The organism is Streptomyces sp. NPDC045695 (genome assembly GCF_056432025.1).
The window spans coordinates 147,761-164,097 of the sequence record NZ_JBWKJU010000002.1 but is presented as its reverse complement, the minus strand read 5'-3'; the positions used below and the strand labels follow the sequence as shown (position 1 = coordinate 164,097).

Annotated in this window: 16 protein-coding genes and 1 pseudogene; 10 read left to right on the top strand and 7 right to left on the bottom strand. The window is 71.8% G+C overall.

Annotated features, from left to right (window positions below; genetic code table 11):
* Positions 1-15: 15 nt before the first annotated feature.
* The 3 genes and pseudogenes from AC07DU_RS03875 to AC07DU_RS03865 all read right to left on the bottom strand — a co-directional run bounded on the left by AC07DU_RS03875 (position 16) and on the right by AC07DU_RS03865 (position 1,138).
* Positions 16-278 (bottom strand): annotated as a pseudogene (locus AC07DU_RS03875) (type II toxin-antitoxin system RelE family toxin).
* On the bottom strand, positions 271-444 hold the full coding sequence (locus tag AC07DU_RS03870; protein ID WP_479109886.1) for a type II toxin-antitoxin system prevent-host-death family antitoxin: 174 nt from the start codon (positions 442-444) through the stop codon (positions 271-273). Before AC07DU_RS03870 ends, AC07DU_RS03875 begins: the two are co-directional and overlap by 8 nt.
* Before the next feature lie 112 nt (positions 445-556).
* Positions 557-1,138: a Uma2 family endonuclease gene (locus tag AC07DU_RS03865; RefSeq protein ID WP_479109477.1), complete on the bottom strand. Its 582-nt coding sequence runs from the start codon at positions 1,136-1,138 to the stop codon at positions 557-559.
* Between the two features lie 125 nt (positions 1,139-1,263).
* Here AC07DU_RS03865 and AC07DU_RS03860 point away from each other — a divergent pair, with 125 nt between their 5' ends.
* The 4 genes from AC07DU_RS03860 (at position 1,264) to AC07DU_RS03845 (ending at position 3,564) form a co-directional block, all read left to right on the top strand.
* Positions 1,264-1,719, top strand: coding sequence for a hypothetical protein (locus AC07DU_RS03860; RefSeq protein ID WP_479109475.1), 456 nt, complete (start codon positions 1,264-1,266; stop codon positions 1,717-1,719).
* Between the two features lie 423 nt (positions 1,720-2,142).
* Positions 2,143-2,508 carry a hypothetical protein gene (locus tag AC07DU_RS03855; RefSeq protein ID WP_479109473.1) on the top strand — a complete coding sequence of 122 codons (366 nt, stop codon included), beginning with the start codon at positions 2,143-2,145 and terminating at the stop codon, positions 2,506-2,508.
* Positions 2,509-2,590: 82 nt separating this feature from the next.
* Positions 2,591-2,968, top strand: coding sequence for a PadR family transcriptional regulator (locus AC07DU_RS03850; RefSeq protein ID WP_479026873.1), 378 nt, complete (start codon positions 2,591-2,593; stop codon positions 2,966-2,968).
* Entirely contained in the window at positions 2,965-3,564 is a 600-nt protein-coding gene (locus AC07DU_RS03845) for a hypothetical protein (protein WP_479026875.1), read from the top strand. The genes AC07DU_RS03850 and AC07DU_RS03845 overlap by 4 nt, the downstream gene beginning before the upstream one ends.
* Before the next feature lie 8 nt (positions 3,565-3,572).
* On the opposite strand, the gene AC07DU_RS03840 is transcribed toward AC07DU_RS03845, so the two are convergent.
* Complete coding sequence (locus tag AC07DU_RS03840; protein ID WP_479109471.1) at positions 3,573-4,547, bottom strand: SMP-30/gluconolactonase/LRE family protein; 975 nt, start codon at positions 4,545-4,547, stop codon at positions 3,573-3,575.
* Between the two features lie 82 nt (positions 4,548-4,629).
* Between AC07DU_RS03840 and AC07DU_RS03835 the strand changes: the two genes are divergently transcribed.
* From AC07DU_RS03835 to AC07DU_RS03820, 4 genes are all read left to right on the top strand, one after another.
* Positions 4,630-5,067 carry a MarR family winged helix-turn-helix transcriptional regulator gene (locus AC07DU_RS03835; RefSeq protein WP_366868197.1) on the top strand — a complete coding sequence of 146 codons (438 nt, stop codon included), beginning with the start codon at positions 4,630-4,632 and terminating at the stop codon, positions 5,065-5,067.
* A 240-nt stretch (positions 5,068-5,307) separates the two neighbouring features.
* Positions 5,308-6,402 carry an alpha/beta hydrolase gene (locus tag AC07DU_RS03830; RefSeq protein WP_479109469.1) on the top strand — a complete coding sequence of 365 codons (1,095 nt, stop codon included), beginning with the start codon at positions 5,308-5,310 and terminating at the stop codon, positions 6,400-6,402.
* 289 nt (positions 6,403-6,691) lie between these two features.
* Entirely contained in the window at positions 6,692-7,774 is a 1,083-nt protein-coding gene (locus AC07DU_RS03825; RefSeq protein ID WP_479109467.1) for an alpha/beta hydrolase, read from the top strand.
* A gap of 5 nt (positions 7,775-7,779) precedes the next feature.
* Positions 7,780-8,562 carry a trypsin-like serine peptidase gene (locus AC07DU_RS03820; RefSeq protein ID WP_479109465.1) on the top strand — a complete coding sequence of 261 codons (783 nt, stop codon included), beginning with the start codon at positions 7,780-7,782 and terminating at the stop codon, positions 8,560-8,562.
* Positions 8,563-8,682: 120 nt separating this feature from the next.
* On the opposite strand, the gene AC07DU_RS03815 is transcribed toward AC07DU_RS03820, so the two are convergent.
* The 3 genes from AC07DU_RS03815 to AC07DU_RS03805 form a co-directional block, all read right to left on the bottom strand.
* The gene (locus tag AC07DU_RS03815; RefSeq protein ID WP_479109463.1) at positions 8,683-9,624 is read right to left on the bottom strand and encodes an EamA family transporter; all 942 of its coding nucleotides are present in this window, start codon (positions 9,622-9,624) and stop codon (positions 8,683-8,685) included.
* Between the two features lie 44 nt (positions 9,625-9,668).
* A complete protein-coding gene (locus tag AC07DU_RS03810) occupies positions 9,669-10,490 on the bottom strand; it encodes an isocitrate lyase/PEP mutase family protein (RefSeq protein WP_479026891.1) in 822 nt (273 codons plus the stop codon).
* 931 nt (positions 10,491-11,421) lie between these two features.
* Positions 11,422-12,534: a pyridoxal-phosphate dependent enzyme gene (locus tag AC07DU_RS03805; protein ID WP_479109461.1), complete on the bottom strand. Its 1,113-nt coding sequence runs from the start codon at positions 12,532-12,534 to the stop codon at positions 11,422-11,424.
* Positions 12,535-12,780: 246 nt separating this feature from the next.
* On the opposite strand from AC07DU_RS03805, the gene AC07DU_RS03800 reads away from it, so the two are divergent.
* Entirely contained in the window at positions 12,781-14,352 is a 1,572-nt protein-coding gene (locus tag AC07DU_RS03800) for a S8 family peptidase (protein WP_479026897.1), read from the top strand.
* Positions 14,353-14,662: 310 nt separating this feature from the next.
* Complete coding sequence (locus tag AC07DU_RS03795) at positions 14,663-16,237, top strand: S8 family peptidase (protein ID WP_479109459.1); 1,575 nt, start codon at positions 14,663-14,665, stop codon at positions 16,235-16,237.
* Positions 16,238-16,337: the final 100 nt, after the last annotated feature.

The following is a 16,337-nucleotide window of genomic DNA, read 5'->3' as shown; positions in this document are numbered from 1 at the left end:
CGTCAGCAGTCGGCGTCAGGTGTCGTAAACGGTGACGCGATGCCCGATGTGTACGACCACACCACGAGCTCTCCGTTGTCGATCGTGTAGACGACCCGGTAGTCGCCGACTCGCAGCCGGCGGCGTTCCGGCTGGGACACGAGTGCGGTGGTGTTGAAGCCGAAGGGGTCGGTCTCCAGCTCGGTCAGCTTGGCCAGGATGCGCAGCGCCATGTCGCGGGGGATCTTCCGGAGCTCGGCCTGCGCCTCCGGTCGAAAGGCGGTCCGGTACTCACTCACCGCGCGCCAGCGTCTCCCTCATGATGTCCTCGATCGGGACGCCGGGTGCCGGGTTGGCCATGCGCTCGTCGATGATCCGGTTGATCTCGCGCTCTTCCCACTCCAGGTACTTGCGCAGCACCTCGATGGAGACGACGGCGGCGACTTGCTTGCCCCGGCGCGTGATGACCGTGGGGACGTCGTCGCTCGCGCCGTGCTGGGTGGGTGTTGGTTAGAAGGGGTCGGACTCTGGCGAGTCCGACCCCTCTGCGTTCCCGTGCCGACGTGGTGCTGACTTTTCAGTCGCTTCGGGGCGGCGTGAGCTTGTCGAGGTCCAGGCTGATCTCGAAGGGCACCGGGCGCTGGAGGGTGGCACGGAAGATCCCGGCGGGCGCGTAGGCGCGGGTGGGTTCGTCGAGCTCGTAGACGTGGACTACGGGCGCCCCGTCCTCGTCCTCGATGCACCAGTAGTGGGGGATGCCGGCCTCTGCGTACTTGCGGAGTTTTACTGTGCGATCGCGATGGGCGGACTCGGGGGAGACGACCTCGATGACGAGCTGGACGTCCTCCGGTGCGAACCAGGTGCGGTCGGCGTCGAAGTGGGCCGTGGTCACCAGCAGGTCCGGTTCGGGACGGTTGCGCGGGTCGAGCTTGATGGTCATCTCGCGGCCGACTCTGCTGTCCGCGGGAACCTGCTCCATGAGCGCGACGGTGAGCATGATGACGAGGTGGCCGTGCCACCACCTCTGGGGCGACATCCTGAAGACGAGGGCTCCGTCGATCAGCTCGGTGTGGCGGGGTGCCTCGGGGAGACTGTCCAGGTCCTCCGCGAACCAGCCTTCTGGGCGCGGCGGGCGCATCCAGTCGGGCAGTGCGGTCATGGCTTCACGGTAGCGGCCCGCAGCTCAGCCTGGAGAGCCGACGATCCCGGCCGGAGAATTTTCGGGGTGTGCAGCCCGTTGGGATGAGTTGCTGATCGGGGTGTGCCGTGAGACAGAGGAAGACCGTGCACGCTGAACGGAATGTCCGTACCAATTTCGCCTTCTACCCGCCCCAGGGTGACGGCGGAGCTTGGCGCGCCACGGCCGAGTGCCTGGAGCGGGCTCTGAGGGAGGCGTTCCCCGGGCCGAGTGTGGAGTATCGGGTCTCGGGGATCCGTAGCGTCCCGGTCCTCGATTTTGAGATCCAGCTGGCGCCTGGCGTATGGATCGACGGGACGGTGTCGATGGCCGAACCCGACTGTGCCTACGTGGCGCTGACCGATGTGACCGCCGACGAAGCCGCTGTCTTCGCGCGGTGGCTCCGGGACTCCTTTGTGCCTGCACGGCACCTCATCTGGTTCGCGAGCAGCCTTGCTGCGGCGAACGGTGAGCAGGGTCCTTGGCCGCTGCCGGCCGAGGGTGGGAACGAGGCGATCGCGGCGGAGCTGCGCAGGCATCTCGACTCCGTCGAGACCCCGTAGAGGGGGCGGCAGCAGGTCGCAGGCTGGCGGCGGGACACCCGTGAGTGCGTCCGGAGCCGCGGCTCGACAATGGAGAAGGGTCGGGTGGCGCCGCATACAGAGCGCCGGGCGCGGTAGCGCGTGGCCAGTCGTGGTGGACATCCCGTCGTCTACGAGGGGTGCGGGCGCAGCGAAGGGCGTGGATGATCGGCGCATGGATGTCGTCGGGATGTTGGAGGCCGCCTCGTTGCTGGTGCCTGAGGCGGTGGCCACCGGGAACGACATCACCGTCGCCGATGTCTGGGACTACCTCGCGCACGACGAGTGGGAGGTCGCCTTCGGCCTTCTGGAAGAGCTGGGGGGTGAGTGGTCGGCGCCCGCGGGCTTCTGGGGGGAAATGGAGGTCGCAGCCGGGATGTTGGGGTTCGGACGGAGCCGGGAGTGGTGCTGGTGGCGGGGGGGGGCGAGGCGCGGCTGGGTGTCATCCGGGCCGAGCTCGTGCTCCGGCCGGCCGGTGAGACCTTCCGGCGTACGCCCATCCCTGGAGCGGGGGTGTTGCGCCCGATGTGGGACATCGGCCATCGGAGGGACGACGGAGCGTGTGAACTCGACATCGCCCTGCTGTGGGTCGAGTTCGCTGATGACCTCGCGCCCGGTGCGCAGGCTGCGGTGCGGCTTCTGCCCCTGACTCCGCCGCGGTGGAGGCACCTCGCCCCGGGTGTCCGGATCACGCTGTACGAGACCGCGCAGGCCGGCGGAACGGCGACGATCCTGGAGGTCCGGCCTCCGGCCTCCGGCGTCGGCGGCTGAGGGGAACGCGCTGCGGGGCTGAGCGTGCCCGGCGCCTGGAGTGTCTTGCCGTGCAAGGTACTGGGTGGGTATCTTGTGCCGCATGACAATGGAGCCGCCCGCAGCCGGTGACCAACGGCGCAGTCAGCTCCTGCGCGGAGTGCTCGATCTGTGTCTGCTGTCCCTGATCGCCGAACGGCCCCGCTACGGCTTCGAGTTCGCGCAAGCGCTCGCCGAAGGCGGGCTCCAGCTGGTCAGTGACGGCAGTATCTATCCGCTGCTCGCACGGATGGAGCGGGCGGGGCTCATCTCCTCGTACCGTGCCCCGTCGCCCAGCGGCGGCGCCCCGCGCAAGTACTACCGCCTGACCGAGGCGGGGCGCGCCGAGCTGGGTGGGGGCCGGGCCGACTGGCTCGCCTTCGCCGGGCCGGTGGGCCGGATCCTGACCGGCACGCACTCCACGGGGGAGACCACGCCATGACGAACGCGCAGATACTCGCCGCCTGCCGCAGCAATTGGGAGTACCGCGGGATCGACGACGCGTCCGTGCGGGAGATGCTCGACGAGCTCGCCGCGCACTTCGAGGACGCGGAGGCCGCCGGCCGCACCGCGCAGGACGTCGTCGGCGGGGACGTACGGGGCTTCGCCGCCGCTTGGGCGCGGGCGCGCGCTCCGCTGCCCCGCCGGGTGCTGCGGACCGCGGCGCTCGCCTGCTTCGTGCTCGGCTGGCTCCTGCTGTTCTCGTACGCGGCCCGGTGGAGCACGCAGCTGACGGTGACCGCCGACCACGTCGCCTTCTGGGTGGTCATCGCCACGGTCACGGTCGTCTGGGAGATGCGGCGCGGGAGCCTGGGCCTGGGCCGGAGCTGGGCGGTGGCGCTGCTCGTCGGTGTGCCCGCGGCGGCGCTCACCAGGTGGCTGGCCGGCGACGCGGCGCTGGTCACGCTGCCGCTGTGGGCCGCGCTCGTGCTGCTGCTGCCGGGACTGCCGTACGCCGTCGCCGATGTGCGGGCCAGGCGTCGTCCCGTTGCCGTCTCCGATCCCGTTCCCCCTCCCGTTCCCCCTTCCGGTCGCTGAGCAGGGAGTCAGAGGCCGCGTACCGAGGCGATGGTGAAGGTGGTGGGCGCGCCCGTGCTCGGGGTCAGCGGGCCGCCTTTGTCGAACTGCGAGCGGACCACCAGCGTGCGGCCCCGGGTGTGGGTCAGGGTGGTGGGGATCTGCAGTGCGGGGTCCGTCAGGGTCTGGACGAGGTGGGCGCGGGTGCCGTCCCCGGAGAGCCGCCAGCGGGTCAGCGTGTTGGGGACGTTGTGCGCCACCCGCAGGGTGCCGTCGGGGGAGAGGTCGAGGCCGTCGGCGGCCTTCAGATCGCCGCCGACGAGGTCGACGCGGCGGACGGCGCCGTCCGCGAGGTCCACCCGGTAGAGGTCGCCCCCGGTCATGTCCACGGCGAGGAGGTAGCGGCCCGCCCGGTCCGAGACGATGCCGTTGAGGGTGAAGGTGCCCGCCGGCCGGGGCCGGAGCGCGGGGGTGAGGTCGTAGGCCTCGGTCAGGGTGCCGCTCCCGGCGGCCAGCTGGTCCGGGGTCACGCGGTAGATCACGGCGCGGACGCTGTCCGTGAGGTAGGCCGTCCCGTCCGGTGTGATCGTCAGGTCGTTGACGAAACGGGGGCTCGTGCCGGCCACCTCGAAATGGGCCAGGCGGGCGCCGGTCGCGGTGTCGTAGACCGAGACGCCGACGGTCGAGTCCGTCACCCACAGGCGGCCCCGGACGTCGACCCGCAGGCCGTTCGCCGTGCGGCGTCCGTCGGTGCCCGACGGCAGGAACACCTCTGCCGTGCGCCGACCGGGACGGGCCCGGTAGACGGTGCCGTCCGCGTACGAGCCCACGTAGACCGTGTGGGTACGGGGATCCGCGGCGATGCCCTCGGGGTAGACCTTGCCGCCCGGCAGGGAGAAGGCCGTGGATATGCGGGCGTCCGTCGCCCCGGCCTGCGCCGGGGCCGCTCCCAGCGCGGCGAAGGTCAGGGTGGTGGTCACCGCGACCGTGGTCAATAGCCTCATCAGGTGTCCTCTTTCGAGTAGGTGAAGGCGAATGTATGTGAGAGGTCTAATGTTCGCAAGGGTGGCGTCGTAGGATGCGGGCATGACCTCCATGGCCCCCGGGGAACGCATCGGCTCGCACCTCAAGCGCGCCGAGCAGGCGCTCCTCGCGGCGAAGGCCGTTGCGCTCAAGCCCGCCGCAGTAACGGTTCCGCAGTACGCCGCCCTGCTCTGGCTCTCCGAGAAGCCCGGCATCTCCGCCGCCGCGCTCGCACGGCTGTGCGGGGTGACGCCGCCGACCATGAACACCGTGCTGAAGAACCTCCAGGAGCGCGGGTTCATCGAGCGGACCCCGCACGAGTGGCACCGCAACGTGCTGGAGACGCGGCTCACCGACGAGGGCCGCGCGGCCGCGGAGCTCGCCGACGCCGGTGCGGTGCGGGTGGAGCGTGCGCTCGCCGCCGCGTTCAGCGAGGAGGAGCGGGACCTGTTGATCGCGCTGCTGGGGCGGTGCGCCGAGGCGCTCGACGCGCAGCGCTGAGCAGGTCGGCCGTCTGTCGTCGGTGTCGGTGTCGGTGTCGGTGTCGGCCGGCGTACGTCGCCCGGCGCGCATGCGCTGAAACGTCCGGCGCGCATGCGCTGAGCCCGTCGCCCTGCGGTGCGGTTATCGTGATGCTTTTGCTGGGATGCGGAACTGTGCGTGGCTTTCGCACATCAGAAGCAGGGGATGGCCCAGCCGTTCTGCCCCCGGGGCAGTCGTGAGCGTTCGGAGCGAAGTTTCGTGTACCAGTACCAGGATGAGCCGCAGCCCAAGCGGTCCCGCCGGCGCATATGGATCGGCGCCGTGGTCGCCCTCGCGCTCCTGCTCGGCGGCGGGGGTGGCTTCGCCGCCTGGAAGCTCGACTGGTTCTCGGGCAACGGTGAGGCCGTGAGCTTCGGCAAGACCACCCCGCCCCCGGCCACGCAGAAGCCGGAGCCGAGCGCTCCGGCCACTCCCGCCCAGCCTTCCGGTGACCCGGACGTCCTCATGCCGACCGGCCCGAAGTCCGACTTCAAGCAGACCACCAAGCTCGACGACGGCACGGTCATCGCCAAGACCCGCCTCGCGGGCGCGAAGTCCGGCTTCGAGGGTGACGTGTGGGTGTGGGCGCCCAAGGAGTACGACGACCCGAAGTACGCCAAGAGCGGCTTCCCGGTGCTCATCGCGCTCCCCGGCGGCAACGGCTTCCCGGCCAACTACTGGTCCGACCGCAGCCTCGGCCTCCAGAAGGCCATCAGTGAGGGCGTCAAGGCCGGCACCAGCCTGCCGTTCATCGTGATCATGCCGGTGCTCAACCCGGACAACAAGTTCTACTACGACGGCTCCGACATCCCCGGCCAGCCCAAGATGGGCACGTGGATCGCCGAGGACGTCCCGGACTTCACCAGGGCCAACTTCCGTACGTACAAGTCGCGTGACGGCTGGGCCTTCATGGGGTCGTCCTCCGGCGCCTTCGTCGGGATGAAGACGGTCCTCCAGCACCCGGACAAGTTCAAGGCCGTGATCGCCAGCGGCGGCGAGCTCGTCCCCGATTCCCCGCTGTGGAAGGGTCACCAGGCGGAGATGGACGCGAACAACCCGGAGAAGCTCGCGAAGAAGCTGATCGACGCCAAGGGTCCGGAGGTCTACATCAACTTCCAGATCGGCACGAAGGAGAGCGGGAAGGGCGGGATGACGAAGTTCCAGCAGCAGTTCGGCCAGGGACCCGTCAAGATCACCATCCGTGACATCCAGAACGGCGAGCACAACGGCTGGCACTACGTCCGGGGCATGAAGGAAGGCTCCCTGGAGTGGATCAGCCGCGTGCTCAAGGGTCCGAAGCCGGACAGAGCCTGAACGGTGTTCTTCGGCGTGTTCTTCGGTGCCGGTGCCGCCTCCGCTGCTGCCGCGCCTTCCGCTGTCGCTTCCGCTTTCGATTCCGCTTCCACAGCCGCGCCGAAGGCCGCCTGACCACTGGCCCGGCGCCCCCGACCGCTGCCCGGTACCGCCCGACCGCCGCGCGACACGCCCCACCCGTCCCAGGCAACCCATCGCCTCGTTCATACCTCTGTAATGGGTGTAAGGGGGACCGATCGGTCCGACCCGCGCTCCGCTGTGAGCGCCGGAGAAGGAACGGGACAAAACCGTGCAGCATGACCAGCAAGGCGACGGCAGCCCCATGACCACGGGCCGCCGTCGCCCCCACCGCCTGCGCCTCATCCTGATCGGCAGCGGGCTCGCGCTCACCCTCGCCGGAGGCGGAGCGGCAGCGTACAAGTACCACCTGTTCTCGGACATAGGGGATCCGGTCTCCTTCGGGAAGGTGCAGGAGAAGACGGCGGCGGCCGCCGCGGTTCCGCCGGAGGTGAGCATGCCCACGGGGCCGGCGGCCTCGTTCGTCCGCACGCACCGGCTGGCGGACGGCACCCAGATCGGCCGGACCACCCTCACGGGCAAGAAGTCCGGCTTCACGGGAGACGTGTGGGTGTGGGTGCCGAAGGAGTACGACGATCCGAAGTACGCCAAGAGCGGCTTCCCGGTCCTGATCTCCCTGCCCGGCGGCCGCGGCTACCCCACGAACTACTGGGGGACGGGCCCCGGCCTCGGCCTCCAGAAGGCCGTGAGCGACGGGGTCAAGGCCGGTACGTGCCTGCCCTTCATCCTGATCATGCCGGTGCACAACGCCGACACCAAGCACCACTTCGACGCGTCGGACATCCCCGGAGAGCCCAAGATGGGCACCTGGATGGCCGAGGACGTCCCGGATTTCACGAAGGCCAATTTCCGGACCTTCACCTCCCGCGACGGGTGGGCCTTCATGGGCTCCTCCGCCGGCGGATTCGGCGCCTTCAAGCACGTGCTGAAGTACCCCGACCGGTTCAAGGCCGCCATCGCGAGCGGGGTCGACATCGTCCCCGACTCCCCTCTGTGGAAGGGGAACACGCAGGCCATGGACGAGGACAACCCCGAGAAGCTCGCCGAGAAGCTGATCGCGACGGGCGGTCCCGACGTCTACATCAACTTCCAGATCGGCACGAAGGAGAGCGGCCGCGACAAGGCCGAGAAGTTCATGAGCGAGTACGGGAAGGGTCCCGTGCACACCCGGCTCCAGGTGATCCAGGATGGTGAGCACACCGGAAAGTCGTACGTGCGCGGCATGAGGGAGGGCTCCCTGGAGTGGATCAGCAAGGTGATGAAGGCACCGACACCCGACCCCGGCGTGCGTTGAACACGGTGGTGAAGGGGGCATCGGCGGCGGCCGCGGCGGGGATCGCCGCGATGTGCGCCGTCGCGTTCCTCAAGGCGCCCGGCGAACGGACCGTGCACCCATTCCCCGCCGTCGGAGTGCTGATGGCCGGCGGCGAGCACTGGTGCACGGCGAGTGTCGTCGACAGCCCCAAGGGCAATGTCGTCGCCACCGCCGCGCACTGCGTGGCCCCCGCCGGTGAGGACGGGCAGCCGGGCGAGCTCGCCCACGACGGCCTGGCCATCGGCGAGCTCTCCTTCGCCCCCGCCTTCTCCGGCGAGGGCTCCGGCAGCCAGCCGCTGGGGGTGTGGAAGGTCCGTTCGATCCACGTGGACGAGCGCTGGACGAAGTGGGGCGAGGACACCGCCGACTTCGCCTTCCTCACCATCGCGCCGGACAAGGACGGGCGCAGCGTCCAGCAGGCCGTCGGCGGGCGCGCCGAGGCGCCCCGTCCGGACTGGACCTCCGGGTACGAGCGGGACGTGACCGTCGTCGGCTACCCGGAGTCCGAGCACAACCCGCAGAACAAGCCGGTCTCCTGCACCACGCAGACCCGGCACGACGACGAGGACCCCGACATGCTCTACATGAGCTGCGCCGGGTTCTGGACGGGGACCAGCGGCAGCCCCTGGATCGCCGACCGGGGCGGGCCCGACGCCGCCGGGCGGCTGATCGGGGTGCTCAGCGGCGGGGACACGGACGTGGACTCGACGGCGGCGCTGTTCGACGAGCACGCGAAGGCGCTGTACGAGCGGGCCGCGCGGGGCTGAGCGCCCGGCCGCTTCGCCTCTTCAGGCGCGCCTCCTCAGGCTCGCCTCTTCAGCCGAGGCCGGCCGCTTCTCCGCCGGAGGCGCACCTTCCCAGGCGTCACCCCTTCCGGCGTCACCCGCTCACTTCTTCTTGCGCTCCGTCGTGACGATCACGCCCACCGCCGCCACCACGATCGCGCCGCCGGCCACGATCGGCCAGGTCAGGGCCTCGCCCAGGATCAGCGCGCCGAGCGCGACGGCCACGACCGGATTGACGTACGCGTACGTGGCCACCAGCGACAGCGGCGCGGCCTGGAGCAGCCACACGTACGCCGTGAAACCGACCAGCGAGCCGAAGAGGATCAGGTAGCCGAGGGCCAGCCACGAGGCGGTGGAGAAGGCCGCCGGATCCAGGCCGCGGTGCTCGCCGCGCAGTAGGCCGCAGGTCATCGCGGCCGCCCCGCCGGCCAGCATCTGGTACGCGCTGCCCGTGAAGGGGTTGTTCGGGAGGGTGAGCTTGGACGCCGAGAACGAGCCGAGCGACCACATGATCGAGGCCGCCACGACCATCAGCACACCCGACAGCCGCACCGCACCGCTCAGCCCGGGGCTGGTGAGCACCGCGAGCCCGGCCAGGCCGACCAGGACTCCGCCCAGGGTGCGCAGCGGAGGCCGGTCGCCGGTGCTCGCGCGCAGCACCACCACCCACATCGGTACGCCCGCCACCAGCAGCGCCGCCAGGCCCGACGGCACCCAGGTCTCGCCGAGGGCGACCAGGCCGTTGCCGCCGGGGATCAGCAGCAGGCCGACCAGGGCCGCCGAGCCGAGCTGGGTGCGGGTGACGCGGAGTGCGGCCGGGCCGTGGCGCCAGGCGACGGCCGCGGCCAGCAGCAGGCCCGCGGTCATGAAGCGCACTCCCGCGGACAGGAAGGGCGGCATGGTCTCGACGACGATGCGGATGCCGAGGTAGGTGGACCCCCAGACGACGTAGACGAGGCCCAGGGCGGTCCAGACCGCGCCGGTGATCTTGCCCTGCGAGGACTCCACGGGCTGCTGCCCGTCCACCGGCGTTGAGGTGCTCATGGCTGGATCCTACGGTCGTTGGCCCATGCAGGCTTCCCGATTTCTCAGCCCTTGAAGAGGGCGTTCACCTCGCCGTACGGGAGGGAGTGCGCGAGGGCGTCGTAGGTGCCGCTGGACATCAGCTCCTCGGCGGCGCGGCGGACCACGGCGTACGCGGCTCCGGCGACCCAGGAGCCGAGGCTGACGCGGGAGACGCCGAGGGCGCCGAGGGCGGCGACGGTGGGGGCGTCGGGGCCGAGCAGGACGTTGAGGGGGGCGTCGATGCCCTTGGCCAGTTCGGCGACCGTGGCCGGGTCGAGGACCCCGGGCACGAAGATGCCGGTGGCGCCCGCGCGGAGGTAGGCGGCGGCGCGGGCCAGGGTCTCGTCGAGGCGGGTGGCGGGGTCGCCGATGCCCCGGAGGTAGGTGTCCACGCGCGCGTTGATGTAGAGCGGGACCCCGGCGGCGTCGGCGGCGGCGCGGGCGGCGGCCAGGCGCTCGGCCATGTCGGCGGGGGTGCGGGTGGCGCCGTCCTCGATGTTGACGCCGACCGCGCCGGCGGCGAGGACCGCGGCGACGGTCTCGCCGACGGCGTCGGCGTCGGCGCCGAAGCCGCCCTCGATGTCGGCGGTGACGGGCACGGAGACGGCGGCGGCCACGCGGGCGACGAGGTCGAGGGCCCGGTCGCGGGCCAGCGCGTCGCCGTCGGGCGAGCCGAGGGACCAGGCGACGCCCGCGCTGGTGGTGGCGACGGCGGGGGCGCCGGTGGCCTCGACGATGCGGGCGCTGGCGACGTCCCAGGCGTTGGCGAGGGCGAGGGGGGTGGCGGGGGTGTGCAGGGCCGCGAACGCGGTGGCTTTGGCGGCGAGGCCAACGTTGGTGGTCATGGGGTCAGTTGATCAGACCCTGCGGGTCCGGGGCTCGCGGATTTGCGACATGGTGGTGGGGCGGGGGCGGGGGCGGGGGCGGGGCGGGGCCTGGGCCTGCGGCGCCGCTGCCGGGGCCCCGCCCCGGACCCCGCGCCTCAAACGCCGGCGGGGCTGGATGTGCGGGGCGCGGCCCGGGGCCCCCGTCTCACGCGCTGGCGGAGCTGGGTGGGTGGGGCTCCGCCCCGGAGCCCGCGCCTCAAGCGCCGGCGGGGCTGGATGTGCGGGGCTCCGCCCGGGACCCCGCGCCTCAAGCGTCGGCGGGGCTGGATGTGCGGGGCGCGGCCCGGGGCCCCCGTCTCACGCGCTGGCGGAGCTGGGTGGGTGGGGCTCCGCCCCGGGCCCCGCGCCTCAAGCGCCGGCGGGGCTGGACGTGTGGGGCTCCGCCCGGGACCCCGCGCCTCAAGCGTCGGCGGGGCTGGATGTGCGGGGCGCGGCCCGGGGCCCCGGCTCAAGCGCTGGCGGGGCTGGGAGCGCGAGGTTCGGCCCCGGAGCCCGCGCCTCAAGCGCCGGTGGGGCTGGATGTGTGGGGCTCCGCCCGGGACCCCGCGCCTCAAGCGTCGGCGGGGCTGGATGTGCGGGGCGCGGCCCGGGGCGCCCCGGCTCAAGCGCTGGCGGGGCTGGGAGCGCGAGGTTCGGCCCCGGAGCCCGCGCCTCAAGCGCCGGCGGGGCTGGATGTGCGGGGCTCCGCCCCGGAGCCCGCGCCTCAAACGCCGGTGGGGCTGGATATGGGGGGCTCCGCCCGGGACCCCGCGCCTCAAACGCCGGCGGGGCTGGATGTGCGGGGCTCGGCCCCGGAGCCCGCGCCTCAAGCGCCGGTGGGGCTGGATGGGCGAGGCTGGATGGGTGGGGCTTGGCCCGGGCATGGGGTGGGTTGACCCACGAGGCCCGCCTAGGGTGCCAGGCCCGACTTCGCGCCCGCGCCGCAGAGGGGGAGGACCGCCGTGCGGCCTCGCAAGGGGTTGGTGGGGGACCACGGGCCGACCGCCGCCCAGCACGCCGCGGCCGTCGGTTCGACGAAGAAGCCGCGGCGGGCGAGGTCGCGTTGGGCCTCGCGGAGGTGGGTGTCCGGGACCGTCAGGAAGGTGCCGCCGGACGCGCGGACCGCGGCCAGGATCTGGCGGGCCCGTGGTGGCGCCGGGATGGCGATGCCCTCGGCCAGCGTGGGCATTTGGGGTACCGGATCCGCGTCCTGCGCGCCCGCCGCGAACGCTTGCGCCAGCGGGGCCACCGCTTGCGACTGCACCGCGATCAGGGCCGGCGCCCGCACCCCGCGCCGGGCCAGCTCCGCCACGGCCAGCGCGGCCCCGAGCAGCAGGGTGCCGTTGCCCACCGGGAGCACCAGTACCTCGGGCAGCCGCCCGCCGAGCTCCTCCCACACCTCGTACACGTACGTCTTGGTGCCGTGCAGGAAGTACGGGTTGAACACGTGGCTCGCGTAGAAGACCCCGGGCGCGTCCGCCTCCGTACGGGCGGCCCGGGCCGCGGCCTCGCGGCCGCCCGCGATGACCCGTACGGCCGCCCCGTGGGCCCGCATCTGTTCGGTCTTCTTCTCCGAGACCCCCTCGGGCACGAAGACCTCGCACGGCAGCCCCGCCCGCGCGCAGTACGCCGCGACCGAGGTCCCCGCGTTGCCGCTGCTGTCCGCCACGACCCGCTGCGGAGCCAGCCGCCGGGCCAGCTCCGCGAGCATCACCGCGCCCCGGTCCTTGAACGACAGCGTCGGCATCAGGAAGTCGAGCTTGGCGTGGATCCGCTCCGCCAGCGGAACGAGCGGCGTACGCCCCTCCGCCATCGACACGGAGAACGCCCCGGGCAGCGGCAGGACGGAGCCGTAGCGCCACAGTGAATTCGGTCCGGCCGACGGGTCGAGCGGGGCGGCCGGGTCCGGCGTGAAATCGAGGTCCCACGGGCCCGCGCACACCGGGCACCCCCAAGGAGCAGTCCGGACGTCCGCGCGTGTACCGTCCTCTGAGCAGACGTAACCGGGGGTCGCGTGCGTCATGTGCGGAGCGCCTTTACTCGATCATGGTCGGTGTGTGGCACGGATGGTACGCGTCCGCCGCCGGCGCGCGGTGGCCGCGCCGACGGGGGGTCAACCTTTCGGGCGCCGCCCGCCGTTGGGCCATCTGGCCGGGTCGCGGTAACCGCCGCGGTAACCGCCGCGCCCGTGGTAACCGCCGCGGTCACGTCGGCGCCACGCCGTTCCACCGGCCCCCGCACCGCACCACCCACGAGGAGAACCCGTCACATGCCCGTGATGCGTCACACCCGCCGGAAGACCGCCGGCATCAGCGCGACCGCGGTCGTGGCCCTGGCGCTGGGCGCGGCCGCCGCGCTTCCCGCCTCCGCGGCGGACATCGGTGTGCGAGGCGTGATCGAGAACGCCGGAGCCCCCGGCTCCGTACCCGGCAGCTACATCGTGACCCTCAAGGACACCGCGGCCCGCTCGACCGCCCCGAGCGGCAAGGCCGTCGCCCGGCGCTACGGCGCGAAGATCGACCGGACCTACAGCGCGGCCCTCAACGGCTACTCCGTCGTGGCCTCCGAGGCGCAGGCCACGCGGCTCGCCGCGGACCCGGCGGTCAAGTCGGTCGTGCAGAACCGTATCTTCAGCGTCAACTCCACCCAGCCCACCCCGCCGTCCTGGGGCCTGGACCGCGCCGACCAGCGCACGCTCCCGCTGAACCAGAGCTACACCTACCCCGACCAGGCGGGCCAGGGCGTCACCGCGTACGTCATCGACACCGGTATCCGCATCACCCACCAGGACTTCGGCGGGCGCGCGTCCTACGGGTACGACGCCATCGACAACGACATGACCGCCCAGGACGGCCACGGCCACGGCACCCACGTCGCCGGCACCGTCGCGGGCGGCTCTTACGGCGTGGCCAAGAAGGCCAAGGTCGTCGGCGTGCGGGTGCTCGACAACGACGGCTACGGCACGACGGCCCAGGTCGTCGCGGGCATCGACTGGGTGACCAAGAACGCCGTCAAGCCGGCCGTGGCGAACATGTCGCTCGGCGGCGGCGCGGACACCGCGCTCGACAACGCCGTCCGCAACTCCATAGCCTCCGGCATCACCTACGCCGTGGCCGCGGGCAACGACGGCACCAGCGCCTCGAAGAAGTCCCCGGCGCGCGTCACCGAGGCCATCACGGTCGGCGCCACCACCAGCACCGACGCGAGGGCCGCCTACTCCAACTACGGCCCCGTACTGGACGTCTTCGCGCCGGGTTCCGGCATCACCTCGGCCTGGGGCACGGGCGACACCGCCACCAACACGATCAACGGCACGTCGATGGCCACCCCGCACGTCGCGGGCGCGGCCGCCGTCTACCTCTCGCAGAACCCGGCCAGCACCCCGGCCCAGGTGGCCTCGGCCCTGCTGAACTCGGCCACCCCGGACCGGGTGACCAACGCCGGCACCGGTTCCCCGAACCGTCTGCTCCACGTCGGCGTCCTGGGTCCCGTCCCCCCGGGCAAGCGGTTCGAGAACACCACCGACTACGCGATCAACGACCACGCGACCACCGAGTCCCCGATCGCCGTCAGCGGTGTCGTCGGCAACGCCCCGCAGACGCTGAAGGTCCCGCTCGACATCAAGCACTCCTACATCGGTGACCTCAAGGTGGACCTGATCGCGCCCGACGGCACGGTCTACACCCTGCACAACCGTGCCAACGGGGGCGACGACAACATCGTCAGGACCTTCACGGTGGACGCTTCCGCGCGGGCCGCGAACGGCGTCTGGAAGCTCCGGGTCAACGACGGTGCGGACGGCGACACCGGGAAGATCGACTCCTGGGCGCTCCAGTTCTGACAGCCGCGAGGCGTCAGAGGCGAACCACGGGGGCGGCCGGCGGACCGGTCGCCCCCCGCCCCCGCCCCCCGATCCCCCGCGTCCGGACGTGCGACCGTCATGTGCGCGGCGATTGTGCCCCTCCAGTGGCCCGTACATGGCGGTGGTGTGGCACGGGCGTTACATATGCGCAGGCCTCTTGTGGCCTCAGCGGGCGTGCGTCAACCTTTCGGAGGCGGCGACCTCCCCCGTGAGTTGAGTTGTCATGTACACGTCGGTAGTGCGCCGCCTCACCCCCCGCAACGCACCACCTATGAGGAGGACCCCTCACATGTCCGTGATGCGTCACACCCGCCGGAAGGTCGCCGGCATCAGCGCGACCGCCGTCGTCGCCCTCACGCTCGGGGCGGCCGCCGCGTTACCCGCCGCCGCGGCCGACAGCGCTCCCCTGGGCGTCATCGAGAACGCCGGGGCCGCCGGAACCGTCCCCGGCAGCTACATCGTGACTCTGAACGACTCGGCCGCCCGCTCCACCGCGGACAGCGGCAAGGCCGTCGCCCACCGGTACGGCGCGAGGATCGACCGGACCTACAGCGCGGCCCTCAACGGCTACTCCGTCGAGGTCTCCGAGGCGCAGGCCAGAAGGCTGGCCGCGGACCCGGCGGTCAAGTCGGTGGTGCAGAACCGCGTCTTCACCGTCGACGCCACCCAGCCCAGCCCGCCGTCCTGGGGCCTGGACCGCATCGACCAGCGCGCGCTCCCGCTGAACCAGAGCTACACCTACCCCGACAAGGCCGGCGAGGGCGTCACCGCCTACATCATCGACACCGGCGTCCGCATCACCCACCAGGACCTCGCGGGGCGCGCGTCCTACGGGTACGACGCCATCGACAACGACAACACCGCCCAGGACGGCCACGGCCACGGCACACACGTCGCCGGCACCGTCGCGGGCGGCGCCTACGGCGTGGCCAAGAAGGCCAAGATCGTCGGCGTGCGCGTGCTCGACAACCAGGGCTCGGGCACGACGGCCCAGGTGGTCGCGGGCATCGACTGGGTGACGCGCAACGCCGTCAAGCCGGCGGTGGCGAACATGTCGCTCGGCGGCGGCGCGGACTCCGCGCTCGACACCGCCGTCCGCAACTCCATAGCCTCCGGCATCACGTACGGGGTCGCCGCGGGCAACGAGTCCACCGACGCCTCGACCAAGTCCCCGGCGCGCGTCGCCGAGGCCATCACCGTCGGCGCGACCACCAACACCGACGCGAAGGCCAGCTACTCCAACTACGGCTCGATCCTGGACATCTTCGCGCCGGGCTCCTCCATCACCTCCTCGTGGGGCACGGGCGACACCGCCACCAACACCATCTCCGGCACCTCGATGGCCACGCCGCACGTGGTGGGCGCCGCGGCGCTGTACCTGTCGCAGAACCCGTCGAGCACCCCGGCCCAGGTCCGGGACGGCCTGGTCGCAGCGGCCACCCCGAACGTGGTGACCAGCCCCGGCACCGGCTCACCCAATCGCCTCCTCTACGTGGGCGGCGGCACCACCCCGCCGAATCCGGGCACCCGCTTCGAGAACACCGCGGACTACGCGATCAACGACAACTCCACCGTCGAGTCGCCGATCACCGTCAGCGGGATCTCCGGCAACGCCCCGGCGAGCCTGAGCGTTCCCGTCGACATCAAGCACACGTACATCGGTGACCTCAAGGTCGACCTGATCGCCCCCGACGGCTCCGTCTACACCCTGCACAACCGGTCCGGCGGCAGCACGGACAACATCAACCAGACGTACACGGTCAACGCCTCGTCCGAGGTCGCGAACGGCGTCTGGAAGCTGCGCGTGAACGACAACGCGAACATCGACACCGGCAGGATCGATTCCTGGGCGCTCCAGTTCTGAGTCACGGGCTGAGTCCCCGGCTGAGTCACCGGAACTGAGCCACCGGAACTGAGCCACCGGAACTGAGCCACTGGAACTGAACGTCCGCGCAGAGCCGCGG

Bases quoted from the DNA above. Each gene is read 5' to 3' on its own strand.
- AC07DU_RS03845 (WP_479026875.1), top strand. From the start codon at position 2,965: ATGACGAACGCGCAGATACTCGCCGCCTGCCGCAGCAATTGGGAGTAC.
- AC07DU_RS03840 (WP_479109471.1), bottom strand. From the start codon at position 4,547: ATGAGGCTATTGACCACGGTCGCGGTGACCACCACCCTGACCTTCGCC.
- AC07DU_RS03865 (WP_479109477.1), bottom strand. From the start codon at position 1,138: ATGACCGCACTGCCCGACTGGATGCGCCCGCCGCGCCCAGAAGGCTGG.
- AC07DU_RS03805 (WP_479109461.1), bottom strand. From the start codon at position 12,534: ATGACGCACGCGACCCCCGGTTACGTCTGCTCAGAGGACGGTACACGC.
- AC07DU_RS03795 (WP_479109459.1), top strand. From the start codon at position 14,663: ATGTCCGTGATGCGTCACACCCGCCGGAAGGTCGCCGGCATCAGCGCG.
- AC07DU_RS03800 (WP_479026897.1), top strand. From the start codon at position 12,781: ATGCCCGTGATGCGTCACACCCGCCGGAAGACCGCCGGCATCAGCGCG.
- AC07DU_RS03815 (WP_479109463.1), bottom strand. From the start codon at position 9,624: ATGAGCACCTCAACGCCGGTGGACGGGCAGCAGCCCGTGGAGTCCTCG.
- AC07DU_RS03835 (WP_366868197.1), top strand. From the start codon at position 4,630: ATGACCTCCATGGCCCCCGGGGAACGCATCGGCTCGCACCTCAAGCGC.
- AC07DU_RS03850 (WP_479026873.1), top strand. From the start codon at position 2,591: ATGACAATGGAGCCGCCCGCAGCCGGTGACCAACGGCGCAGTCAGCTC.
- AC07DU_RS03810 (WP_479026891.1), bottom strand. From the start codon at position 10,490: ATGACCACCAACGTTGGCCTCGCCGCCAAAGCCACCGCGTTCGCGGCC.